General features: G+C 65.6%; 21 protein-coding genes and 1 pseudogene. 12 read left to right on the forward strand and 10 right to left on the reverse strand.

The window, feature by feature from the left end:
* Nucleotides 1–114: 114 nt before the first annotated feature.
* The 7 genes from mobA to UN84_RS06930 all read left to right on the forward strand — a co-directional run bounded on the left by mobA (nt 115) and on the right by UN84_RS06930 (nt 5,347).
* Entirely contained in the window at nt 115–717 is a 603-nt protein-coding gene (gene mobA / locus UN84_RS06900) for a molybdenum cofactor guanylyltransferase MobA (RefSeq protein ID WP_272899150.1), read from the forward strand.
* The gene (gene mobB, locus UN84_RS06905; protein WP_046078542.1) at nt 714–1,301 is read left to right on the forward strand and encodes a molybdopterin-guanine dinucleotide biosynthesis protein B; all 588 of its coding nucleotides are present in this window, start codon (nt 714–716) and stop codon (nt 1,299–1,301) included. The genes mobA and mobB overlap by 4 nt, the downstream gene beginning before the upstream one ends.
* Entirely contained in the window at nt 1,298–2,548 is a 1,251-nt protein-coding gene (moeA, locus tag UN84_RS06910) for a molybdopterin molybdotransferase MoeA (protein ID WP_173834978.1), read from the forward strand. Before mobB ends, moeA begins: the two co-directional genes overlap by 4 nt.
* Nucleotides 2,549–2,558: 10 nt before the next feature.
* Nucleotides 2,559–3,368: a cyclic pyranopterin monophosphate synthase MoaC gene (moaC, locus tag UN84_RS06915; protein WP_046078545.1), complete on the forward strand. Its 810-nt coding sequence runs from the start codon at nt 2,559–2,561 to the stop codon at nt 3,366–3,368.
* A gap of 2 nt (nt 3,369–3,370) precedes the next feature.
* Nucleotides 3,371–3,832, forward strand: a complete 462-nt coding sequence (moaE, locus tag UN84_RS06920) for a molybdopterin synthase catalytic subunit MoaE (protein ID WP_046078546.1) — start codon at nt 3,371–3,373, stop codon at nt 3,830–3,832.
* The gene (gene moaA, locus UN84_RS06925; RefSeq protein ID WP_046078547.1) at nt 3,829–4,821 is read left to right on the forward strand and encodes a GTP 3',8-cyclase MoaA; all 993 of its coding nucleotides are present in this window, start codon (nt 3,829–3,831) and stop codon (nt 4,819–4,821) included. The genes moaE and moaA overlap by 4 nt, the downstream gene beginning before the upstream one ends.
* 232 nt (nt 4,822–5,053) lie before the next feature.
* Complete coding sequence (locus UN84_RS06930) at nt 5,054–5,347, forward strand: H-NS family histone-like protein (RefSeq protein WP_035593505.1); 294 nt, start codon at nt 5,054–5,056, stop codon at nt 5,345–5,347.
* A 211-nt stretch (nt 5,348–5,558) separates the two neighbouring features.
* Here UN84_RS06930 and UN84_RS06935 read toward each other — a convergent pair whose 3' ends face one another.
* The gene (locus UN84_RS06935; protein ID WP_046078764.1) at nt 5,559–7,157 is read right to left on the reverse strand and encodes a ribonuclease J; all 1,599 of its coding nucleotides are present in this window, start codon (nt 7,155–7,157) and stop codon (nt 5,559–5,561) included.
* Between the two features lie 236 nt (nt 7,158–7,393).
* Here UN84_RS06935 and purU point away from each other — a divergent pair, with 236 nt between their 5' ends.
* Nucleotides 7,394–8,248, forward strand: a complete 855-nt coding sequence (gene purU, locus UN84_RS06940) for a formyltetrahydrofolate deformylase (protein ID WP_046078548.1) — start codon at nt 7,394–7,396, stop codon at nt 8,246–8,248.
* Between the two features lie 238 nt (nt 8,249–8,486).
* Nucleotides 8,487–8,831 carry a hypothetical protein gene (locus UN84_RS06945; protein WP_046078549.1) on the forward strand — a complete coding sequence of 115 codons (345 nt, stop codon included), beginning with the start codon at nt 8,487–8,489 and terminating at the stop codon, nt 8,829–8,831.
* A gap of 141 nt (nt 8,832–8,972) precedes the next feature.
* Here the strand turns inward: UN84_RS06945 and dinB are convergent, their stop codons facing one another.
* Together dinB and lexA are read right to left on the reverse strand one after the other, a co-directional pair.
* Nucleotides 8,973–10,022: a DNA polymerase IV gene (gene dinB / locus UN84_RS06950; RefSeq protein WP_082090831.1), complete on the reverse strand. Its 1,050-nt coding sequence runs from the start codon at nt 10,020–10,022 to the stop codon at nt 8,973–8,975.
* A 190-nt stretch (nt 10,023–10,212) separates the two neighbouring features.
* The gene (lexA, locus tag UN84_RS06955) at nt 10,213–10,875 is read right to left on the reverse strand and encodes a transcriptional repressor LexA (protein WP_046078550.1); all 663 of its coding nucleotides are present in this window, start codon (nt 10,873–10,875) and stop codon (nt 10,213–10,215) included.
* A gap of 244 nt (nt 10,876–11,119) precedes the next feature.
* On the opposite strand from lexA, the gene UN84_RS06960 reads away from it, so the two are divergent.
* Complete coding sequence (locus tag UN84_RS06960) at nt 11,120–11,764, forward strand: TetR/AcrR family transcriptional regulator (RefSeq protein WP_046078551.1); 645 nt, start codon at nt 11,120–11,122, stop codon at nt 11,762–11,764.
* A gap of 68 nt (nt 11,765–11,832) precedes the next feature.
* On the opposite strand, the gene UN84_RS06965 is transcribed toward UN84_RS06960, so the two are convergent.
* A complete protein-coding gene (locus UN84_RS06965; RefSeq protein ID WP_046078552.1) occupies nt 11,833–13,059 on the reverse strand; it encodes a type II secretion system F family protein in 1,227 nt (408 codons plus the stop codon).
* Nucleotides 13,060–13,086: 27 nt separating this feature from the next.
* Nucleotides 13,087–14,871 (reverse strand): type IV-A pilus assembly ATPase PilB, encoded by a 1,785-nt coding sequence (gene pilB / locus UN84_RS06970; RefSeq protein ID WP_046078553.1) that lies wholly within the window; start codon nt 14,869–14,871, stop codon nt 13,087–13,089.
* Between the two features lie 306 nt (nt 14,872–15,177).
* Here pilB and UN84_RS17515 point away from each other — a divergent pair, with 306 nt between their 5' ends.
* Nucleotides 15,178–15,567, forward strand: a complete 390-nt coding sequence (locus UN84_RS17515; RefSeq protein ID WP_336885272.1) for a pilin — start codon at nt 15,178–15,180, stop codon at nt 15,565–15,567.
* 172 nt (nt 15,568–15,739) lie between these two features.
* Nucleotides 15,740–17,194 carry an O-antigen ligase family protein gene (locus UN84_RS06980; protein WP_046078554.1) on the forward strand — a complete coding sequence of 485 codons (1,455 nt, stop codon included), beginning with the start codon at nt 15,740–15,742 and terminating at the stop codon, nt 17,192–17,194.
* A gap of 193 nt (nt 17,195–17,387) precedes the next feature.
* Here UN84_RS06980 and UN84_RS06985 read toward each other — a convergent pair.
* The 5 genes and pseudogenes from UN84_RS06985 to UN84_RS07005 form a co-directional block, all read right to left on the reverse strand.
* Nucleotides 17,388–17,561 (reverse strand): annotated as a pseudogene (locus tag UN84_RS06985) (C4-dicarboxylate ABC transporter permease); the annotation flags it as partial.
* Between the two features lie 55 nt (nt 17,562–17,616).
* Nucleotides 17,617–17,904, reverse strand: coding sequence for a transposase (locus UN84_RS17330; protein WP_202020712.1), 288 nt, complete (start codon nt 17,902–17,904; stop codon nt 17,617–17,619).
* Between the two features lie 142 nt (nt 17,905–18,046).
* Nucleotides 18,047–19,351, reverse strand: a complete 1,305-nt coding sequence (locus tag UN84_RS06995; protein ID WP_046078555.1) for a TRAP transporter large permease — start codon at nt 19,349–19,351, stop codon at nt 18,047–18,049.
* Complete coding sequence (locus tag UN84_RS07000; protein WP_046078556.1) at nt 19,352–19,912, reverse strand: TRAP transporter small permease; 561 nt, start codon at nt 19,910–19,912, stop codon at nt 19,352–19,354.
* Nucleotides 19,909–20,955, reverse strand: a complete 1,047-nt coding sequence (locus UN84_RS07005; protein WP_046078557.1) for a TRAP transporter substrate-binding protein — start codon at nt 20,953–20,955, stop codon at nt 19,909–19,911. Before UN84_RS07005 ends, UN84_RS07000 begins: the two co-directional genes overlap by 4 nt.
* Between the last annotated feature and the right edge of the window lie 142 nt (nt 20,956–21,097).

A 21,097-nucleotide genomic window follows, 5' to 3' on the forward strand; every position in this document is an offset into this window, starting at 1 on the left:
GGCATTCCCCCACGGGTCGGTTTCGGAACGCAAGTTGACCCTATGGTCATGGCACCCGCCGCGACGCTGAGGCATCATGACGCGATATGCAGAACGTCTGGACGGAGCCTGTTCGTGATCGATCGTGATGCGCTCACCGGCCTGGTACTGGCCGGCGGGCAGGGGCGTCGCATGGGGGGATGCGATAAGGGCCTCGAGGCCTTCGCGGGTCGCCCCCTGATCGCCCATGCCGTCGCGCCGCTGGTCGGGCGCGTGGCGGAGCTCCTGATCAGCGCCAACCGCCATCCCGAGGCCTACGCCCGGTGGGCCGATCGGGTCGTCGCCGACGTCGAGGCGGGATACATGGGCCCGCTGATGGGCCTCTACAGCGGGCTGCGGGCGGCTGCCACCGACTGGGTGGTGGTGGTGCCCTGCGATTGCCCGGCGCTGCCGGACGATCTGGTGGCGCGGCTCATCGCGGGCCGAGGCGACGCCGATATCGCCGTGGCCCACGACGGCGAGCGGCTGCATCCGGTCGTGGCGCTGATCCGACGCGACCTGGTCGACGACCTGGGCGAGGCCCTCGCCGTCGGCGAGCGCAAGGTGGGGCGCTGGTTCGCTCGCCATGCCTGGTGCGCCGTCGACCTGTCGGACCGTGCCGACGCCTTCGCCAACCTCAATACCCTGGATGACAAGCGGCGCATGGAAAGGCGCCGCAGGGAGACGCCGCGCCCATGAGCGATATACCCATCGGGGCCGTACCCCTGGAGGCCGACCTGCCGCTGCTGGGCATCGCCGCCTGGAGCGGCACCGGCAAGACGACCCTGCTGGAGCGACTGCTGCCCGCGCTGCGCCAGCGCGGCCTGCGCGTGGCGGTGATCAAGCACGCCCATCATGCCTTCGACGTGGACCAGCCGGGCAAGGACAGCCATCGCCTGCGCCAGGCCGGCGCCGAGCCCATCCTGGTGGCGTCCCGCGCCCGGGTCGCGCTGATGATGGAGACCCCCGATCGCGAAGAGGCCGATCTCGCCGAGCTGATCGAGATGGTGCGCCCCCAGCGGCCGGACCTGGTGCTGGTGGAAGGCTTCAAGGCCTGGCCGTTGCCCAAGCTCGAGCTCTACCGCGAGGCGGTGGGCAAGCCGTTGCGCGCGGCCGGGGACGGCTGGATCGTGGCGGTGGCCAGCGACGGGGCGCCTGAGTTGCCCGACGACGTCGAGCGGCTGGACCTGAACGATCTCGACGGCCTTGCCGACTGGGTCGCCGACTGGCCAACGCGCTGGGCCGGTCGGCGTGGCCCGCGAGGCGAGGGCACGGCATCATGACGCTGTCCTGTTTCGACCTCGACGAACGGACCCTGTCGCCGGACGAGGCTCGAGAGGCCCTGCTGGGCCTGGTGTCCGGCCCGCTGCCCGCCGAATCGGTGTCCCTCGGTGCCCTGCATGGCCGGGTGCTGGCCGTCGCGCTGGACTCTCCCATCGACGTGCCCCAGAACACCAATGCCGCCATGGACGGTATCGCCCTGGCGTGGACATCCGGCGAGGGGACGTCGCGCTGGCATCGGGTCGGCGAGGTGCTGGCGGGGCGCCGGCGCGAGACGCCGCTTGGTCCCGGGGAATGCGTGACCATCACCACCGGGGCACCGCTACCGCCGGGCGCCGATACCGTGATCATGGGCGAACAGCTGAACGCGTACGGCGATGCCGTCGAGGTCGAGCGCCCCGAGACCGTTCGCCTGGGCCAGAACGTGCGCCAGGCCGGCGAGGATATCGCCCGCGGCCAGCGGGCGCTGGCCGCCGGTACCCGGTTGGGGGCGGCCGAACTGGGCCTGCTGGCCTCGCTGGGATTCGCCGAGGCGGCCGTTCATCGTCGGCCACGGGTGGCGATCTTCTCCACCGGCGACGAGGTCACCGCCCCGGGCGAGCCGCTGCCCGCGGCCGGCATCCATGATGCCAATCGTTTCTCGCTGGCCGGCCTGCTGACGGAACACGGTGCCGAGGTCATCGACCTGGGCATCCTGGCCGACGATCGCGACGCCCTGGTCGCGTCCCTCGACGGCGCCGCCCGCCACGCCGACCTGGTGCTGACCAGCGGCGGCGTGTCGGCAGGGCAGGCCGACTACACGCGCCAGGCGCTGGAGTCGGTCGGTCGGCTGGCCTTCTGGCGCATCGCCCTTCGCCCCGGCCGGCCGCTGGCCTGCGGCACGCTCGGCGAGCGCGAGGTGCCGTTCATCGGGCTGCCCGGCAATCCGGTGGCGGCGATGGTCACCTGCCTGCAGTTCGTGGCGCCGCTGCTGAAGCGGCTGCAGGGGCGTCACGATCTCGCCCCCCGGCGCGAAACCGCCCTGGCCGAGGTCGCGCTGACAGGCCGCGTCGGTCGCACCGACTTCCTGCGTGCCACCTGCCGCAGCGACGCCGAGGGGCGGCGCTGGGTGCGGCCCACCGGTGCCCAGGGCTCCGGTATCCTGTCTTCCATGGTGGCCGCCGACTGCCTGATTGAGATCGACGCGGCCCGCGCCGCGGTCGAGCCCGGCGAGCCGGTGGTCATCCAACCCCTTTTCCGACTGACATGAGGCGCCCTTCATGAGCCTGACTCACCTCAACGCCCGCGGCGAAGCCCACATGGTCGATGTCGGCGACAAGGCCGAGAGCCGTCGCGAGGCGCGTGCCTCCGGGACGATCCGCATGCGTCCCGAGACCCTGGCGCTGCTGGCCGATGGCGACCTGCCCAAGGGCGACGTGCTGGCCACGGCGCGTATCGCCGGCATCCAGGCCGCCAAGCGCACCCACGAGCTGATACCGCTGTGCCATTCGCTGGCGCTGTCCAAGGTGAGCGTGGACTTCGAACTCGACGAGGCCAATGCCAGCGTCCACGTTTCCGCCACTTGCCGGCTCAACGGTCGTACCGGCGTCGAGATGGAGGCGCTGACCGCCGTGTCCGTGGCCTGCCTGACCCTCTACGATATGTGCAAGGCGGTGGACAAGACGATGGAGATCGGCGAGATCCGACTGGAGGCCAAGACCGGCGGCAAGTCCGGTGATTACGCCCGAGAGGCCGAGGCCGACGAGGTGCCCATCGTGACCGGGGAGGGCGAGGCCGGTGAGGTCTCGCTGGGCGCGCGCTGCGCCGCCGGCGAGCCCTGTATCCTGGTCAAGTGCCTGGCCGAACTTCGCGAACGACTGGGCGTCGGCGAGGTGTCGCTGCCCTTCGACGCGCTCGAACGAGCCGACGTGGGCGGGCTCAAGGCCGCCCTCAAGGCCATGGACAAACGCTTCGCCGGCCTCGAGGAAGGGCGCGTGCTGTGCGCCGTGAATCAGGTCATGGCGGGCAATGCGACGCCGCTGACCGCCGAGGACGAAGTGGCCTTCTTTCCCCCGGTGACCGGAGGCTGACCATGTCACGTGTGCGAGTACAACAACAGGCCTTCGACGCCGGCGAGGAACAGCGCCGGTTGATCGAGACGCGCACCGATATCGGCGCCGTGGTCGCCTTTACCGGCCTGGTGCGTGACTTCAACGAACGCCCGGACGTGCAGGCACTGAGCCTGGAGCATTATCCGGGCATGACCGAAGCGGCCCTCGAGGCGATCGTCGACGAGGCCGAATCTCGCTGGCCCCTGCAGGGCATGCGGGTCATTCATCGTGTCGGCCGTCTTGGGCCCGGGGATCCCATCGTGCTGGTGGTGGTCGCCAGCGCCCATCGGCGGGCGGCCTTCGAGGCTTGCGATTTCATCATGGATTATCTCAAGACCCGTGCTCCCTTCTGGAAGAAGGAGCACACCGCCAGCGGTGACTACTGGGTGGCTGAGCGCCAGACCGATCATCGCGATGCCAAGCGCTGGGAGGTGTCATCATGACCGATGAGCTCATCGACGACTTCGGTAGACGCGTGCGCTACGTGCGCATCTCGGTCACCGATCGCTGTGATTTTCGCTGCGTCTATTGCATGAGCGAGGAGATGACCTTCCTGCCGCGAGCCCAGGTGCTGACCCTCGAAGAGCTGACGCTGGTGGCCCGGGCTTTCACCGAGCTCGGGGTGGAAAAGGTTCGCCTGACCGGCGGCGAGCCGCTGGTCAGGCGCGACATCGACCGTCTGGTGGAGGACATCGGTGCACTGCCGGGGCTCAAGGACTTCGCCATGACCACCAACGGTGCGAGCCTGCCCAAGTATGCCCGTCGCCTGCGCGAGGGCGGCCTCGAGCGGCTCAACATCAGCATCGACTCCCTGGACCCCGAGCGTTTCCGGCGGCTGACGCGCACCGGCGATCTGCAACGAGTCATCGACGGCATCCGCGCCGCCAAGGCGGCCGGCTTCGAGCGGATCAAGCTCAATGCGGTCATCCTCAAGGGCCGCAACGACGACGAGGTCATCGATCTGGTGGACTTCGCGCGCCGTGAGGGGCTCGATATCAGCTTCATCGAGGAGATGCCGCTGGGCGAGGTCTCGGACCATGGGCGCGAGGAGACCTTCTGCTCCAGCGACGAAGTGCAGGCGCTGGTCGAGACACGCCATACGCTGCTGCCGACCACCGAGTCGACGCTCGGGCCGTCGCGCTACTTCCGCATGCCCGACAGCGATACTCGGGTGGGCTTCATCTCGCCGCACAGCCACAACTTCTGCTCCAGCTGCAATCGGGTTCGCGTCACCGCGGAAGGCCGGCTGCTGCTGTGTCTCGGCAACGAGCATTCGGTGGACCTGCGGGCCGTGGTACGCCGCCATCCCGGCGATATCGAGGCCCTCAAGGCCGCCATCGTGGCGGCCATGCCGCTCAAGCCCGAGCGCCATCATTTCACCACCGATGGCGATGTGCAGGTGGTGCGCTTCATGAACATGACCGGCGGCTAGTCATTGCCTTTCGGCGCCGGGCCGGAGAATTGTCTATTGCCCCGGTGCCGTTTTCCTGCTTGCTAATCCCCTTGCTTTTTTCTCTTCGCGGTTCACGGTTTCGTCTACTTTCCCGGCGACTATTCCCGAGCACCGGCCCTCGGCTTTTCTTGCCAAAAACGCTGTTGAGCATATACTTTTAATGGTATCGGCCGAATGTGGCCCACCATCAACCTGCGTCCTGGAGGGGGCAATGTCCGAGCAGACCCTGGAGCGTATCGCGCGCAACAAGAACGTGGCCCGTGCGGCGGCCCGCCAACTCAGCATGGAGCAACTCCATAAGCTGGCCGAAGTGATTGGTGAAGTCATCGAACAGAAGAATGACGAGGAGCGTCAGCGCCAGGAAGAGGAAGCCGAAAAGGCTCGCAAGCTCGCCGAAATCCGTGAGCAGATCAACGAGGCGGGCCTTTCCGTCGAGGATCTCGTGCCGGAACAGCCCCAGCGCAAACGCGGCCGTCCGCCGAAGAAGGCCGCCGACAAGGCGTAAATTCAGCGCTGAGTGACAAGAAAACCCCGAAGGTTTGGCCTTCGGGGTTTTTCTTTTGTGGGAAGCCTCTCATGGGCCATCTCTTTGGGGTCATCTCTTGGGGTCAGACCCTTAAGTAGGCTTTGGCGCGGAGCACCAAAGCCTACTTAAGGGTCTGACCCCGGCAGCCTCGATAGCGCCGATATATGACATGCCGGTTGCGTGCCCCCCTTTATCCCGACACTTCCGCTTCGGCCGCGAGTATCTGCAGATGGATCTCGGGCATTCGGCGCAGGTGGTCGCCGAACCAGGCGAGCATGCGTGGCCGCAGGGCGAGGCGCAGGTCGGCCAGGGATTCCACCTGGATGTCGTCCAGGCAATCGTCGAGCCAGTCGATGAAGGCGTCTTCGTCCAGCGGGCTCGTCTCGCTGGCATCGAGCAGCAGGCGTCCGATGCGGGTCCAGCCCTGTTCGGTGGCCATCACCGTGAGCGCCAGGTGCAGCTGGCCCTGGCCATGCCGGGCCTCTCCGCCGCCGAGGCCGGGCAGTCGGGCGACCTCGTCCTGATGGATGATGCGCGGCGTCTGGGCATGGCGAGTCTCCAGGTGGAGGCCCTCGCCGTCCAGGCGAATCATGTCGCCGTTGCGCGGGATCAGCGGCGCCGCGATGCCGAGCGACTGCGCCAGGCTCTGGTGGGCCTGCTGGTGGCGGGGTTCACCGTGCACCGGCAGCAGATGGCGGGGGCGCGTCCAGCCGTAGAAGGTGGTCAGTTCATCCTGGGCCGGGTGGCCGGAGGCATGCAGCTCCGCGTGGTTGCTCTCGTCGAGCAGCGACACGCCGAGATGCCTCAGGCCGCGCTTGAGACGCTCGATCAGGCGTTCGTTACCGGGAATCGCCTTGGAGGAGAAGATCACACTGTCGCCGGCTTCCAGCTCGACGTGCGGGTGGCGACCACGGGCCAGGCGTGACAGTGCCGCACGGGGCTCGCCCTGGCTGCCGGTGGCGATCACCAGTACCTCCTCGGGGGGCAGGTAGCCCATGTCGGAAATCGGCACCAGCGGCGGCATGTCATCCAGATAGCCGAGACCACGCGCCACGCCGACCATGCGTTCCATGGAGCGCCCCATCAGTGCGACACGCCTACCACAGCGCGCGGCGGCGCGACCGATGGCCAGCACCCGGGCCAGATTGCTGGCGAAGCAGCTGACCACCACGCGTCCCCGGCAGCCTTCGATGGCCTGAGCCAGGGCATCGGCGACCTCACCCTCGCTGCGGGAGTGGCCGGGTAACGGCGCATTGGTGGAGTCGCCCACCACCAGGTCGACCGGCGCCAGGGCGCGGTATAGTTCGGCCTCGACGGCGGGGCCGATCAGCGGTTCGGGATCGAGCTTCCAGTCGCCGGTATGCAGCACACGATGCGAGCCCGCGGTGATCAGCAGGGCGCAGCTTTCGGGAATCGAGTGGGTCAGTGGCAGGTAGCGCAGGCCGAAGGGGCCGACGCTCAACGCCTCGCCGGGCTCGATGACGTGAATCGCCGACTGCGACAAGCCGCGCTCGGCGAACTTGGCGCGCAGCAGCCCCGCGGCCAGCGGCGTGGCGTGGATCGGGCAACCCCATTGCGGCCACAACCAGGCCGCCGCACCGATATGGTCCTCGTGCCCGTGAGTGATGATCAGCGCTTCGGGGGCGATGCCCAGGGTGTCCAGGGTGGCAAGGTCCGGCACCTGCAGCGGGCTGTCCGGCAGGTCCTGGCGGATCATCATGCCACAGTCCACGGCGATCCAGCGGTCCTCGTGCTCCTTCTCTGCGTATCCGTAGAGATTGAGATTCATGCCGATCTCGCCGCAGCCACCCAGCGGCAGGAAATGCAGGGGCGGGCGGCGGCGGGGGCGGATCTGGACGCGGGGTTGTGGCATCAAGGGAACGTCGACGGAAAATGTGACGATCACTATACGGGATGGTGGCGCGGCGTCACAACGCGCCTCGTCAGGTGACGAAGGTCTGACTCGACGGACAGGATTTCGCTACAATGGGGGATTGTTCGATTCATCCAAACTACGGTCTTTCGATGTCACACTATTACCGTCTCGTGGTTTCCTGCCCCGACAATCTGGGGATCGTCTCGCGTGTTTCCAGCTTCATAGCCGGGCAGGGCGGTTCCATCACCGAGGCCAGCCAGCACTCCGACCTGGAGTCCGGGCGCTTCTTCATGCGCTACGTGATCCTCGCCGATTCCATCGGCATGTCCGCCGAGTCGCTGCGCGATGCCTTTGCGCCGATCGCCGACGAATTCGAGATGGACTGGTTGCTGACCGACACCCAGCAACGCCAGCGGTTAGTGCTGATGGTCTCCCGCGAGAGCCACTGCCTGGTGGACCTGCTCTATCGCTGGACCGCCAACGAGCTGGACTGCGACATCGCCGCGGTCATCTCGAACCATGAGGACATGCGTTCGCTGGTGGAGTGGCACGGCATTCCCTATCACCACGTACCGGTCGACCCTGCCGACAAGTCGGTCGCCTTCGCCGAGGTGCAGCGCCTGATCGACGAGAGTCGGGCCGACAGCATCGTGTTGGCGCGCTACATGCAGATCCTGCCGCCGAGCCTTTGCGAGCGCTACGCCGGCCGGGTGATCAACATCCATCACAGCTTCCTGCCGTCCTTCGCCGGGGCCAAGCCCTACCATCAGGCCTATCGGCGCGGCGTGAAGCTGATCGGTGCCACCTGCCACTACGTGACTCAGGAGCTGGATGCCGGCCCGATCATCGAGCAGGACATCCATCGAGTCAGTCACTGCCACACGCCCAATGACCTGGTGCGCTTCGGCCGCGACGTCGAGAAGACGGTGCTGGCTCGAGGGCTGCGCTGGCATCTCGAGGATCGCGTGCTGGTGCATGGCAACAAGACGGTGGTGTTCGCCTGAATCGACCGGGCGCCGGAGCTATCGCCGGCGCCCGGTCGCTCACGCCCCGAGAGAGTGGCAGTACCGCCCGAGCGTCTTGTGACTTATCGGGCATCGTCGATTGTTTCCAGGCGTAACAAAATGTTCTTGCATGGAAACTTTAATCCGATAAGGCGTCGTTCCTGCCACGTGATGTGACGATGCGTCGCTGCCCGTTTTGGCATAATGGTAGGCGATTTCTGCCTGGCTACGACTTCCCATGACCATGACGGCTACTCCCGTGGCGCGTTCGGCTCGCCTGATCCGCCGACAGATGCTTCGCCATAATCGTTTCTTCGGATTGCACCAGCTCTGGTTCGGCCTGTTGCTGACGCCGGTGATGACCTATGGTCTGGCGCTTTTCTTCGATCCGACCGGCTGGTGGCTCCTCGGGGTCGGGCTGCTGGGTGCTCTGGTGCTGGTCGAGCTGATGTTCCTGCCGCGGCGCGTGGTGATCCATCGCCTGTCGGCCAAGGAAAGCTATGACGAACGGGTCCGAGAGGCCCTGCGTCATGGTGTGTCGTTGCAGGAGGTCAAGGTGGTGGATCGAGAGGAGACGCCGTGAAAGGCGACCCATGGCTCTACCCAGGTTGGGGTCAGACCCTTAATTCCGCTTTGGAACAGAGTTCCAAAGCGGAATTAAGGGTCTGACCCCGTAGCAACTGACGGCTTCCAGCACACTTAAGGGGCTGACCCGGAGGCAGTCTTAAAACGCCAGCGTCAGCTGCTGGCGGGCGGCCTCGGGCTGTAGCCTGACGCCCACGCCCAGCAGTCGCACCGGGCGCGAGGCCCGGGCCCAGGCCTGTTCCAGCAGGCGATGATAGCTGTCGCGGTCGATGGCCTGGCCGCGGCTCTCCAGGGTGGTCAGGCTGAAGTCATCGAAGCGCACCTTCACGAACAGCCCGGCGATCGCCGGCTCCCCGTGGCGAGCCACCCGCAGGGCCAGCTTGTCGCACAGCGGTGCCAGCGCCTCCTGGGCGCTCGGCAGGTCTGGCAGGTCGCGGTCGAAGGTGGTCTCCACGCTGATCGATTTCCGCTCCCGCTCCACCTTGACCGGACGCTCGTCGATACCTCTGGCCAGCTCGAACAGCCGCTGGCCGAACTTGCCGAACTCCTCCAGCAGCCGTTCCCGCGGCAGGCGGCGCAGGTCCGCGCAGGTGGCCACGTCCAGCGCCTCCAGGCGGGCCCGGGTGGCGGGTCCTACCCCGTGCAGCTTGCCGACGGGCAGGCTCGCCACGAAGGCCTCGACACGGTTCGGCGGAATCACCGTCAGCCCGTCCGGTTTCTCCCAGTCACTGGCCACCTTGGCCAGGAACTTGGACGGAGCGGCACCCACCGAGACGGTGATGCCGGTGCGCGTCAGGCACTCCTGCTTGATCCACTGGGCCATCCAGGTGGCGCTGCCCTGGAAGCCCTCGACGTCGGTGACATCCAGATAGGCTTCGTCCAGCGACAGCGGCTCGACCAGCGGCGTGAGCTCATAGAACACGGCCTGAATCTGCCGGGAGACCTCGCGGTACTTGTCGAAGTCGCCCGGCAGCAGGGTGAGGTGAGGGCAGAGTCTCAGGGCCTGGGCCGTGGGCATCGCCGAATGGATGCCGAAGGCCCGGGCCGGATAGTTGCAGGTGGCGATGACCCCGCGATGTTCGCGCGAGCGGCCGATAGCGATGGGAATATCGCGCAGGCTCGGGTCGTCGCGCATCTCGACGGCGGCGTAGAAGCAGTCGCAGTCGGCGTGCAGGATCTTGCGCGTCAAAGCTTTTACCTCATCACTAGAACGCTTTCTGAGCGCAGTCCAGGGCTAGGCCCGTTCCCTACGGGCCAACGCACTTCCCACATCCCTGTGGGTCGCAAGGCAAAGCTCGACGAGGATGCGGAGTTGACGAGCCGTTCAATGAGCATACCGAGGAGAGCTTTAACGCCGTATGGACAAGCTCGGGAAGTGCCTAACCTAAAGCCTGGCCGTTGCCGCCGCGGATGACCCCTACACCGATGCCCTCGATCTCGAAGGCGTCATGGCGCAGGTCGACCTCGATGGGATCGAAGTCGGTATTCTCCGCCTCGAGACGCACCTTGTGGCCCTGGCGGTGGAAGCGCTTGACCGTCACCTCGTCTTCCAGGCGTGCGACCACGATCTGGCCGTCGCGGATGCGCTCCGTACGATGCACGGCAAGCAGGTCGCCTTCCATGATGCCCACATCCTTCATCGACAGGCCGCGCACCCGCAGCAGGTAGTCGGCCTTCGGGGTGAAGTATTCCGGGGGCAGCGGGCAGTAGCGGTCGATGTGCTCGGCGGCCAGGATCGGGCTGCCGGCGGCGACCTCACCGATGATCGGCAGACCCTGGCTCTGGCTCGGCTCCTCACCCGCAGCGCCCTCCGTGACCTCGGCTTCCTGGGCCGGCAGGCGAATGCCGCGGGAGGTGCCACGGATGACACGGATGACACCCTTGCGCTCCAGGGCGCGCAGGTGTTCCTCGGCGGCATTGGGTGACTTGAAGCCCAGGGCGCGTGAGATCTCCGCTCGGGTCGGCGGATAGCCCAGCTCGTTCATGGTCTTGACGATGAAGTCATAGACGTTCTGCTGGCGTGACGTGAGGGGGCGAGTCATGCGGCCTCCGGAGCGGATGGAATGCGATTATTGATCAAGTATACAGCATGGCCATTCATCCAGTAAAAGTCTCGTGATGCCGCGCTGGCATGGGCGCTGGCTCGCCATGTCGCCGCCGGCCCGATGCGTATCAAGCGTATGACGGTTGACCTCGAGGCCCTTGGCGCTGCACTCTCATGGAACATGGACAGTTTGAAACATGCGTTTCCTCACGCCTGAGACCACATAATACCGGATCGACTCGATGGCCCAGCCCGATACCGTCACTCGCATTCTCGATACCGCCGAGGTGTTGTTCGCCGAGCGCGGCTTTGCCGAGACCTCGTTGCGCAACATCACCAGCAAGGCCAAGGTGAACCTGGCCGCGGTCAACTATCACTTCGGTTCCAAGAAGTCGCTGATTCAGGCGGTGTTCGCCCGCTACCTGGACCCTTTTACCGAACGCTTCCATCGTGCGCTGGACGAGCTCGAGGCGCGGCACGCTCGTGATGGCAGCCGGATTCCGCTCGAGGAGCTGCTGGAGACCATGGCTCGCACGGTGCTCGAGGTGCCGGCCGAGCGCGACAGCCTGAAGGTATTCATGCGTCTGCTGGGATTGGCCTACAGCCAGGCCCAGGGGCATCTGCGCGGCTATATCCAGTCGCAGTACGGTGACGCCTTCAATCGGTTCATCGAGCTGGTACGGCTGGCCACGCCGGAGCTGCCCGACGCAGAACGCTTCTGGCGGCTGCACTTCATCCTCGGCTCGGTGATCTTCACGCTGTCCGGCCTGGATGCACTGCGCGACATCGCCGAGCATGACTACGGCGAGCGAGTCTCCGTTCACGAGCTGGTGCAGAAGCTGCGGCCGGTGGTGGTGGCAGCCATGCAGGCGCCGTTGCCGGAATAGCGCCGAGCTAATTCAATTCGGGATCAGACGCTTAATTGCCTTCTCCCATCTTGGGGTCAGGTGACAGGTTAAATCACACTCCCCAGCTCGAAGATCGGCAGGTACATCGAGATCACCAGGCCGCCCACCAGCACGCCCAGCACCACGATGATGAACGGTTCGAGCAGCGAGGTGAGGGCGTCGACCTTGTTGTCGACCTCTTCCTCGTAGTAGTCCGCCACCCGGTTGAGCATGGCGTCCAGGGCGCCGGCTTCCTCGCCGATGCCGACCATCTGCACCGCCAGCGGCGGGAACTGCTCGGTCAGGCGCATGGCGAAGTGCAGCTGCTGGCCGGTGGCGACGTCGTCGCGGATCTGTTCCACCGCGCGCTCGTAGACCTTGTTGCCGGAGGCGCCGGCAGCGGTCTGCAGCGCCTCCACCAGCGGCACCCCGGCGCCGAAGGTGGTGGCCAGGGTGCGTGAGTAGCGGGCCACGCAGGACTTGTCGAGGATGTCGCCGATCACCGGGATGCGCAGCGCCAGGGCATGCATGCGGTAGGCGAAGGCCTCGGAGCGCTTGATGCCGGCGCGGATCAGGACGATGGCCGCGACTACCGCACCCAGCGCCCACGGCCAGTACTGCTGGGCCAGTTCGGAGAGCTGGATGGTCATGCGCGTCATCGCCGGCAGTTCGGCGCCGAAGCCGTGGAACAGGCTCTCGAACTGCGGCACCACCTTGATCAGCAGGATCGCGGTGACGCCGATGCCCACCGTGACCACCGCCGCCGGATACCACAGCGCCTTCTTTACCCGACCCTTGAGCGATTCCACCTTTTCCTTGTAGGTGGCCACCCGTTCGAGCATGCGATCCAGCGAGCCGGACTGCTCACCGGCCTCCACCAGATTGCAGAACAGCCGGTCGAAGTAGAGCGGGTGACGCCTCAGTGTCTCGGAGAAGCTGGCGCCGGCGGCCACCTCGTTCATCAGCTCCTGCACCAGGGCGCGCATGGCCGGCTTCTTCATGCTCTCGGCGACCACCTGGAAGGCCTGCAGGGCCGGCACGCCGGCGCGGATCATGGTGGCCATCTGGCGAGCGAACAGCATGATGTCGCGGGGCTTCACCTTGCCCATGCCGTTGCCGCTCTTGCGGCGGATGGTCTTGACGATGATGTTCTGGCCGGAGAGTTCCTTCTCGACCTCGACGCGGCTCCTGGCGATGATCTCGCCGCTGACCTTGCGCCCCTGGGGCCCCTTGCCGGACCAGCGCCAGCGATACAGCTTGAGCTTCTGGGCCTTGTTCAGGCTGGCGGTTGCCATGGTGTGTTCCCCGCGTTGCGAATGTTTCTAGTCCTTGGTGACCCGGTTGACTTCGGCCAGGCTGGTCATGCCCTGCATGACCTTGAACAGGCCGCTGCGACGGAGGTCCGGGTGGCCCTCCTCGCGTGCCTGGGTGTCGAAGTCCATGGCGTTGCCATGGGTCATGATCAGCTGGCTCATGGCCTCACTGATCGGCACCACCTCGTAGATACCGACCCGGCCCTTGAAGCCCTGGGTGCAATGCTGGCATCCCACCGGTTCATAGATGGTGGCGCTTTGTACTTCTTCCTCGCTGAAGCCCTGAGCCAGCAGCGCCTCGTGCGGGATGTCGGCGGGCTGCTTGCAGTCAGGGCACAGCCGCCGGGCCAGGCGCTGGGCGATGATCAGGCTCACGGAGCTGGCGATATTGAACGGTGCCACGCCCATGTTGGCAAGCCGGGTCAGGGTCTCGGCCGCGGAGTTGGTATGCACGGTGGACAGCACCAGGTGCCCGGTCTGGGACGCCTTGACCGCGATTTCGGCGGTTTCCAGGTCGCGGATCTCGCCGACCATCACCACGTCCGGGTCCTGGCGCAGAAAGGCACGCAGGGCGCTGGCGAAGTCCAGCCCGATCTTGGGCAGCACGTTGACCTGGTTGACGCCGGGGACCTTGATTTCCACCGGGTCCTCGGCGGTGCAGATGTTGCGTTCGATCTCGTTGAGAATATTGATCCCGCTGTAGAGCGTGACCGTCTTGCCGCTGCCGGTAGGGCCGGTGACCAGGATCATGCCCTGGGGATGATCCAGCACGTCTTCGTACATGGCGCGCTGCTCGGGCGTGAAGCCGAGCTGTTCGATGCCCATCTGGGCCGAGCCGGGGTCGAGGATCCGCAGCACCAGCTTCTCGCCGTAGACCGTGGGCAGCGAGTTGACGCGGAAGTCGATGGAGCGGCTCGACGAGACCTTGAGCTTGATGGCGCCGTCCTGGGGCAGGCGGCGCTCGGAGATGTCCAGCCGGGCCATCACCTTGAGGCGCGCGGCGATGCGGCTGCGCATGGCGAAGGGCGGATGGGCCACGTCGTGCAGGATGCCGTCGATGCGGAAGCGCACCCGGTAACTGGTTTCGTAGGGCTCGAAGTGAATGTCCGAGGCGCCACGGCGGATGGCATCGAGCAGGATCTTGTTGACGAACTTGACGATCGGCGCGTCGTCGCCGGCGGTCGCCGCTGCCTGCTGTTCGTCGCTGGCATCGACCACGCCCTCGTCGAACTGCAGCTCGCCCACGGCGTCATCGACGTTCGACAGCTCGTCGAGCATCGAGGATTCGCTGCGCGCCAGATAGGCCTCCAGCACCGGGCCGAGCTGGTCGACAGGGGCCAGGATGCCTTCCAGCGTCAGGCCGGTGGCGAACTGCAGCTCGTCGAGCTGGGCCAGGGTGCTGGGGTAGGGCACCGCCACCGTGAGTCGGTGCCCTCGGCGATGCAGCGGCAGCACGCCGAGTTTGCGCAGCAGCCTGTCGGGGTAGTCGGCGGCGTCCGGCAGGCTTTCCAGTCGCAGCGCATCCAGATCGATGATCGGCAGGCCATATTCCCAGGCGGCCGTGAGCGTCGCGGAGCGGGCCTGGACCAGGCCCGTGGTGATCACGTGCTCCAGCAGCGAGGTCTCGGCATCCCGGGCTTCCTGCTCGGCACGCTGTGCTGCCGCTTCGGCCAGCAGGCCCTCCGCGACCAGCCGGTGCGCCAGTCCGCGCATGCCGTGGGAGCGGCCGGCGCCAGAAGGCGGCGCCTGAGAAGAGGTCTGATGTTCGGTGGCGGGAGGGCGATAGTCGTTCATGAGGCTCCGGGGGCTGCCTGGTCGCCGTGAATGCACGGCGGGCCGACATCGTGAAAGGGCTTGAAGCCGATTCTAGTCGTTTCGTGTGGTCAGCGACCATAGCTGTCAGCAGTCATTCATCCCTGGGCGTGGTCTCCTGTATAAGGAAAAAGAATGAGTAAAGTCTGATATATTAGAAAGTGCGAGTGTGATGAGCTTGCAGGATGGCAGGCCGTAACTTAATGTAAGCGCCAAAGCGGCGGGCTGTCGTCGTGCGATAGGCGGGCACCGGCTCGCGTGACCTGAATCGAACGAGGGGTGTAGGTAATGGCAACACAGGGCATGAAACGAGGCATTCGGAGCGCTCAGGGCGGCTTTACCCTGATCGAGCTGCTGGTGGTTGTGGCAATCGTCGGTATTCTGGCCGCAATTGCGATTCCACAATACCAAGATTATACCGAAAGAAGTGCAAATAGGGCATGTGAAGTTGATGCTCGTTCTTATGCAACAGCCATCGCAGCTTGGTACGCTGACCCATCATCCGATGATGATGCGCCTACTACTTCCGAGGTTTTGGGTGAAGAGTATGATTCGGGAGATGGGCTTAATCCCTCTTGCTCGTCATTGTCTCAAGATGGTGGTGTAGTAACTTATACTGCTGCTGACCCAGGGACTATTTCTGGTGAGACAATAACTGCGTGGGATACTAGCAGCTGATAAAACCTAGTCGCAGACATGCCAAGTTAAAGAAAATGGCCGGCCTTTTGCCGGCCTTTCTTTTGGGTTGACCGGTGAAATAGGAGGGGTGGGACCTGATCAATGGGGCAGTAGTAAGGTCTCGCATGTATCCTAAGTGCATTGAGGTGCGTCTCCGATCAATGAGAACGATATGACAAGGACGCCTGCCGCGGCTTTTATGCCACTTGCCGTGATCCTGTTCTTTTTGACGGCAGGGGTCTTCCTGCCCTGGCAGCTATGGTCGCTGCCGCCCTATGACCTTCAGCGTGTCTTTCAGGGCGGAGCGCTGGCATGGCTGGTGGCGGTCGGCGGCTTTCAGGCCCGCCGGCCGCTTTACCGCTCCCTGGCGGCTGCCGCGTTTGCTCAGCGACTGGTGTCGGCCACCGTGGCGCTTCTGATGCTGTTGGCGGCAGCTCTCTCGCCGTTTCCCGGCATCGGGTTGCTGGAGCTTGGTTATCTGCTGGCACTGGGCGTTTCAGTAGCCGTGCTGGCGATCCATGCCGCCAGGCTCACGACGCTGTGCTGGATGTTGACGGGCGGGCTGCTGGCGCTGTTCATGCTGGCTTACGGGGTCTTTGCCATCGATCATGTCCGTGTGGCCTGGGCCGTGGCCGATCGTCATGACTTCGGGCCGGGGTTCGCCAATGTGCGTTTCTTCGCCGATGTGGCGGTGGGCGTGATGCCACTCTCACTGCTGTATGTCGTATCCCGTCAGGCGCCTTCCCGGGTCGCGGCGATGCTGTGTCTGGCACCGTTGACGGTTTGGTGGTGGCTGTTGTGGGTGTCCGAGAGCCGAGGGGCGCTACTGGGATTGGTCGTCGCCGGCCCGTGTGCGCTATGGCTGCTGGGACGTGGCGCCCGCTGGCCGGTCGGCCTGTTGGCGATCTCCGGTGTTATGGGCTTGCTGGGCTGGTGGTATCTGAACCCGATTGGAGGCGCCGGCGCCAGCGCTATCTTCGTTCGTGACATTACCTCGGGTAGCGGTCGACTGGCGCTGTGGCGGGATGCGCTTGCTTATTCGGTTGAGCACTTCCCGCTGGGCCTTGGCCCTATGGGGTTTGCCGCAGATGGCCACTTGCGTTCCGCTCATGTGCATAACCTGCTGCTCAATACCGCAGCGGAGTGGGGACTGCCGTTGGCGCTATCGTGGCTGGCGCTGATGCTGCTGGGCTGCCGAGCACTGATTCGAAAGGCGCGTGACATGCCCGAGAGCAGCAAGCCGGTATTTGCCTGTCTGGTGATGGCGTTCGTCGGCATGATGGTGAATGTTCAGGTGGCCGGAGCGCAGGTCGTGCCATTGAGTGCGTTGGTGATTGTGCTGGTCACGGGGCTGGTGTTCGGCTATCGCCCGGGCTCCGGCGCGAGCTCAGCCCCTCGCGCCAAGGCGCCTGTGCCCATCGGCGCGACGTTGGCATGGGCGGCGTCGGTGCTGATGATCATCTACCTGTTGATTGCTGGATTGGCGTTATATCGGCTGGCGGTGGATTCGACACCCGAATGTTTTCGAGAGCTTGGAAGGGCGTACTTATACCCGCGCTTCTGGTCGCAGGGACGCCTGGAGTGCATGCAGCTTGTCGCCCCTGAGCACTGGCTGTTCCGGCAATGAGTAGAGGTATCTCCGCAATGTTGTCGTCGCGGTCGGCATCTTCGCTGGTGATGGCAATCTGGATGCCGCCATGGGGTCAGACCCCTGACGGCGGCGATATAGCGAGTGAAGTACCCAGTGACAGGCCCGGTGGCTTGGCCGGGGTCCGACCCCATGGAGACCCTCTTTAAACGGCCGTCGTCCACCCGATGTTCTACCCCGACAGCACCGTGGGCGGCCACAGCGCGATCTGCGGCCATACGCTGATGATCAGCGCGGCCAGGCACATCAGCAGGAAGAAGGGGGCGGCGGCCAGTGCCACACGGCCGATACTTTCGCCGGTCAGGCCCTGAAGCACGAACAGGTTGAAGCCCACCGGCGGGGTGATCCAGGTTTGGGGTCAGACCCCTAAGTAAATTGAGGGGTCTGACCCCTAAGCTGGTCTAAAGGCTTGCCGCGACGGGTCTGCTGTCGGATCTCGTCGAGCAGTCCAGCGGGAAGGTCGGTATCGAAGAGGTGGCGATAGCGCTCGCAGCGATGTTCAGGTCGGCAGGCGAGGTCGTGATAGGCGGCGTGGGCAGCAAATGCACGTGATTGGTCATCAGCACATAGGCATGAATCTCAACCTCGCAGATATGGCGAACCTCATCGAGCATGGCGAGGTATTGCATGGCATCACGGCGATGAACGAAACAGGCGCCGCGGTTGTTGCCGCGATGGATCACGTGCACGGGCGTTTCGGGCAGCAGCAGCCTGTGGGGCGGGCCATGGCGCACCCTCCGATGCTATGGGGATGGCGCTCAGTATAGTGGCCTCAGCCCGCTTTGGGGTCAGACCCCTAAGCAGGCTGAGGGGTCTGACCCCAAATGGGGATTAGCCCGAGAGGGCGGCAGGCAGCCACAGGGCGATCTGCGGCCATACGCTGATGATCAGCGCGGCCAGGCACATCAGCAGGAAGAAGGGGGCGGCGGCCAGTGCCACACGGCCGATGCTTTCGCCGGTCAGGCCCTGAAGCACGAACAGGTTGAAGCCCACCGGTGGGGTGATCTGCCCCAGCTCCACCATGATCACTAGGAAGACGCCGAACCACAGCGGGTCATAGCCGGCCTGGATGATGATCGGCAGCGTGATCGGCAGGCTCATCACGGTGATCGAGATACCGTCCAGGAACAGGCCCAGCAGCACGTAGAACAGCGCCATGGCCAGCAGCAGGGCGATCGGCGAGAAGCCCTGCTGGGCGATCCAGCCGGCCAGATCGCTGGGCAGGTGCAGATAGCCCATGGCAGTCGAGAGCAGGGCGGCGGCCACCAGCAGGCTGCACACCATCACCGAGCTGATCAGGGCGCCGCGCAGGGCGTCCATGAACAGCGCCACCGTCAGCTGGCGTTCCCACAGCAGCAGCGCCAGGGTGGCGGCGCAGCCGACCGCGGCGGCCTCGGAAGGGGTCGCGATGCCGGTGTAGATGGCGCCCAGCACGATCACGATCAGCCCCAGTACCGGCGACAGGTCGCGCAGCGCCTGGAGCACGCCGCTGCCGCTGTCCTCGGCCCTGGGAGCCAGGCTCGGGTTGAGCAGACAGCGCAGCCCCACGTAGCCGACATACAGCACGGCGATCACCAGCCCCGGCAGCACCCCGGCCATGAACAGCTTGCTGATCGAGACCTCAGCCTGCACGCCGTAGACGATCATCACGATCGACGGCGGGATCAACAGCCCCAGGCTGCCGGCGCCGGCCAGCGAGCCGATCGACAAGTCGCGGTCGTACCGACGCTGCTCGAGCTCGCGGGTTGTGATCTTGCCGATGGTCGCCGTGGTGGCGGCGCTGGAACCGCTGACGGCGGCGAACAGCGTGCAGCCGAGCACGTTGGTGTGCAGTATGCCACCGGGCAGGCGACGGGTGAGCGGTGTCAGGCCGCGGAACAGCCGCTCGGAGATGTTGGAGCGGAAGATCAGCTCGCCCATCAGGATGAACAGCGGGATCGCCGAGAGCTCCCAGCTGTTGGCGGCGCGGAACAGGATCTTGGACAGGATCAGGCCGATGCGGTTGGCATCGAAGTCGCCGAGCCCCCATAGCGAGAGCATGGCAACGATGGTCAGGCCGGCGAACACCCAGCTGCCCAGCGCGAGCACGACGAGCAGCAGGCCGATGACGCCGGCCCCGACGAATAGCGTTTCCATTCAGAGGTCTCCGCCGTCGAAGGCGTGGCGCTGCACCAGGATGCGCAGCGAACGGATGACGAGCACCAGACACAGCAGGTAGAGACCGACCAGCACCGTGCCCTGGGGAATCCACAGCGGGGTCTGCGCCAGGGTCTCGCTGACGATGCCGCGCTGGAAGCTGCGCTGCACGGCGATGGTCCAGTAGTGGGCCAGCCAGCCGAAGGCCAGCAGGGCCGAGACGCTGGCGAACAGCTCCAGCGGCCAGCGCCAGGCCTGGGGCAGCCGCTTGAGCACCAGCGCCACGCGGATCAGCCCGCCCTTTTCCAGGGCGTAGGGCAGGCCGAGGAAGGTCATCGCCGCCACGGCATAGCCGATGTACTCGTCGAGGATGAAGGTGGAGCGTCCGAACAGGCGCAGGCCGATCTCGAGCAGGATGTGGCCGAGCATGTAGACCACCAGCAGCATGGCCAGGCCGGCTCCCAGCGCCGCGAGGGCGCTGATCAGCCGGCCAAGGGCATCCACCAGCAGGGCGGCGACGCTGGGAAACGCGGCGCCGTCACGACGATGCTGTGAACTCATTGGGCGGTCTCTTCGTCGCTCTCCTGGCCGTCGTTCCCCTTATGAAATTCCTCGAGGATGCGTCTGGCACGCTCGCCGGTGCTCTCGACCCAGTCGTCGACCACCGGCTGTGCGGCCTCGGCGAGGGCGGCCTGGAACTCGGCCGGTACCGGATCGTGAATGTCGATGCCGTGCTCCTCGAGCTGGGCATAGTTCTCGGCCACGCGCTGCTTCACCACTTCCCAGTTGTGGGCGTCGGTTTCCTCGGCGGCCTGGAGTACGGCCTGCTGTTCTTCCTCGCTCAGCGATTCGAAGGCGTCGCGGTTCATGTGCACCATGTTGAGCGGTACGGCGTACTGGATCGCGCTGAAGTCGCTCAGGTGCTCCCAGAAGCTGCCGTTGGCGCCGGCCTCGGCGGAGGTGAGGACCGCCTCGATGCCGCCGGTGGCGAGCTGGGGCACCACGTCGGCCCAGGAGAGCTTCACCGGCGATGCGCCGGCGCTGACCAGGGTGGCGGTGCCGTTGCGGTCATAGCTGCGGATCTTGAGGCCTTCGAGCGCCTCCATGCTGGTGATGGGCTCCTCGGCCCAGATGCCGCTCGCCGGCCAGGGCGAGGCGTAGAGCAGGATCTGGTCGTTATCCTCGAACACCTTGGCGTATTCCGGGCGGGCGATCTCGTAGAGTCGATGGGCCGCTTCGACGTCGTCGGCCAGGAAGGGCAGCGAGGACAGCAGGAAGATGGGGTCGATGCCGCCCAGCGTGCCGGAGAGGCTGTCGGCGATCTGCACGGCGTTGTCGGCCACGGCGTAGAAGTGATCGCCGGAGCGGAAGCCCAGCGCGCCCCCGGTGTGCAAGGTGATGTCGACCTCGCCGTCGGTCAGGGTCTCGACGCGGTCGATGAACCAGGCATCGCCCTCGGCGTGGATCGAGCTGGCGTTGTATTCGTTGGAGAAGTCCATGTCGGCAGCTTGGGCCGGCACTGAGGCGGCGAGGCCCAGGGCCAGCAGCGGCGCGGCGAGGCGAGACGAGCGGGCACCCTGCGGGCGTTTCGGGGAGACGGCCATCGATGCATCCTTATGTGTTTGTAATCATTGGCTCTGACAGCATCCAGAATCCGGCCGTGAAGGGGCGGTGCGTTTGCGACCTGTGCGGTTCCGATTGCGGCACGCGGGCAGGGGCTAGCCGTCACGCCGGATCGTTCGAATC

Source organism: Halomonas sp. HG01 (assembly GCF_000968715.2).
Taxonomy (GTDB): domain Bacteria; phylum Pseudomonadota; class Gammaproteobacteria; order Pseudomonadales; family Halomonadaceae; genus Halomonas; species Halomonas halophila.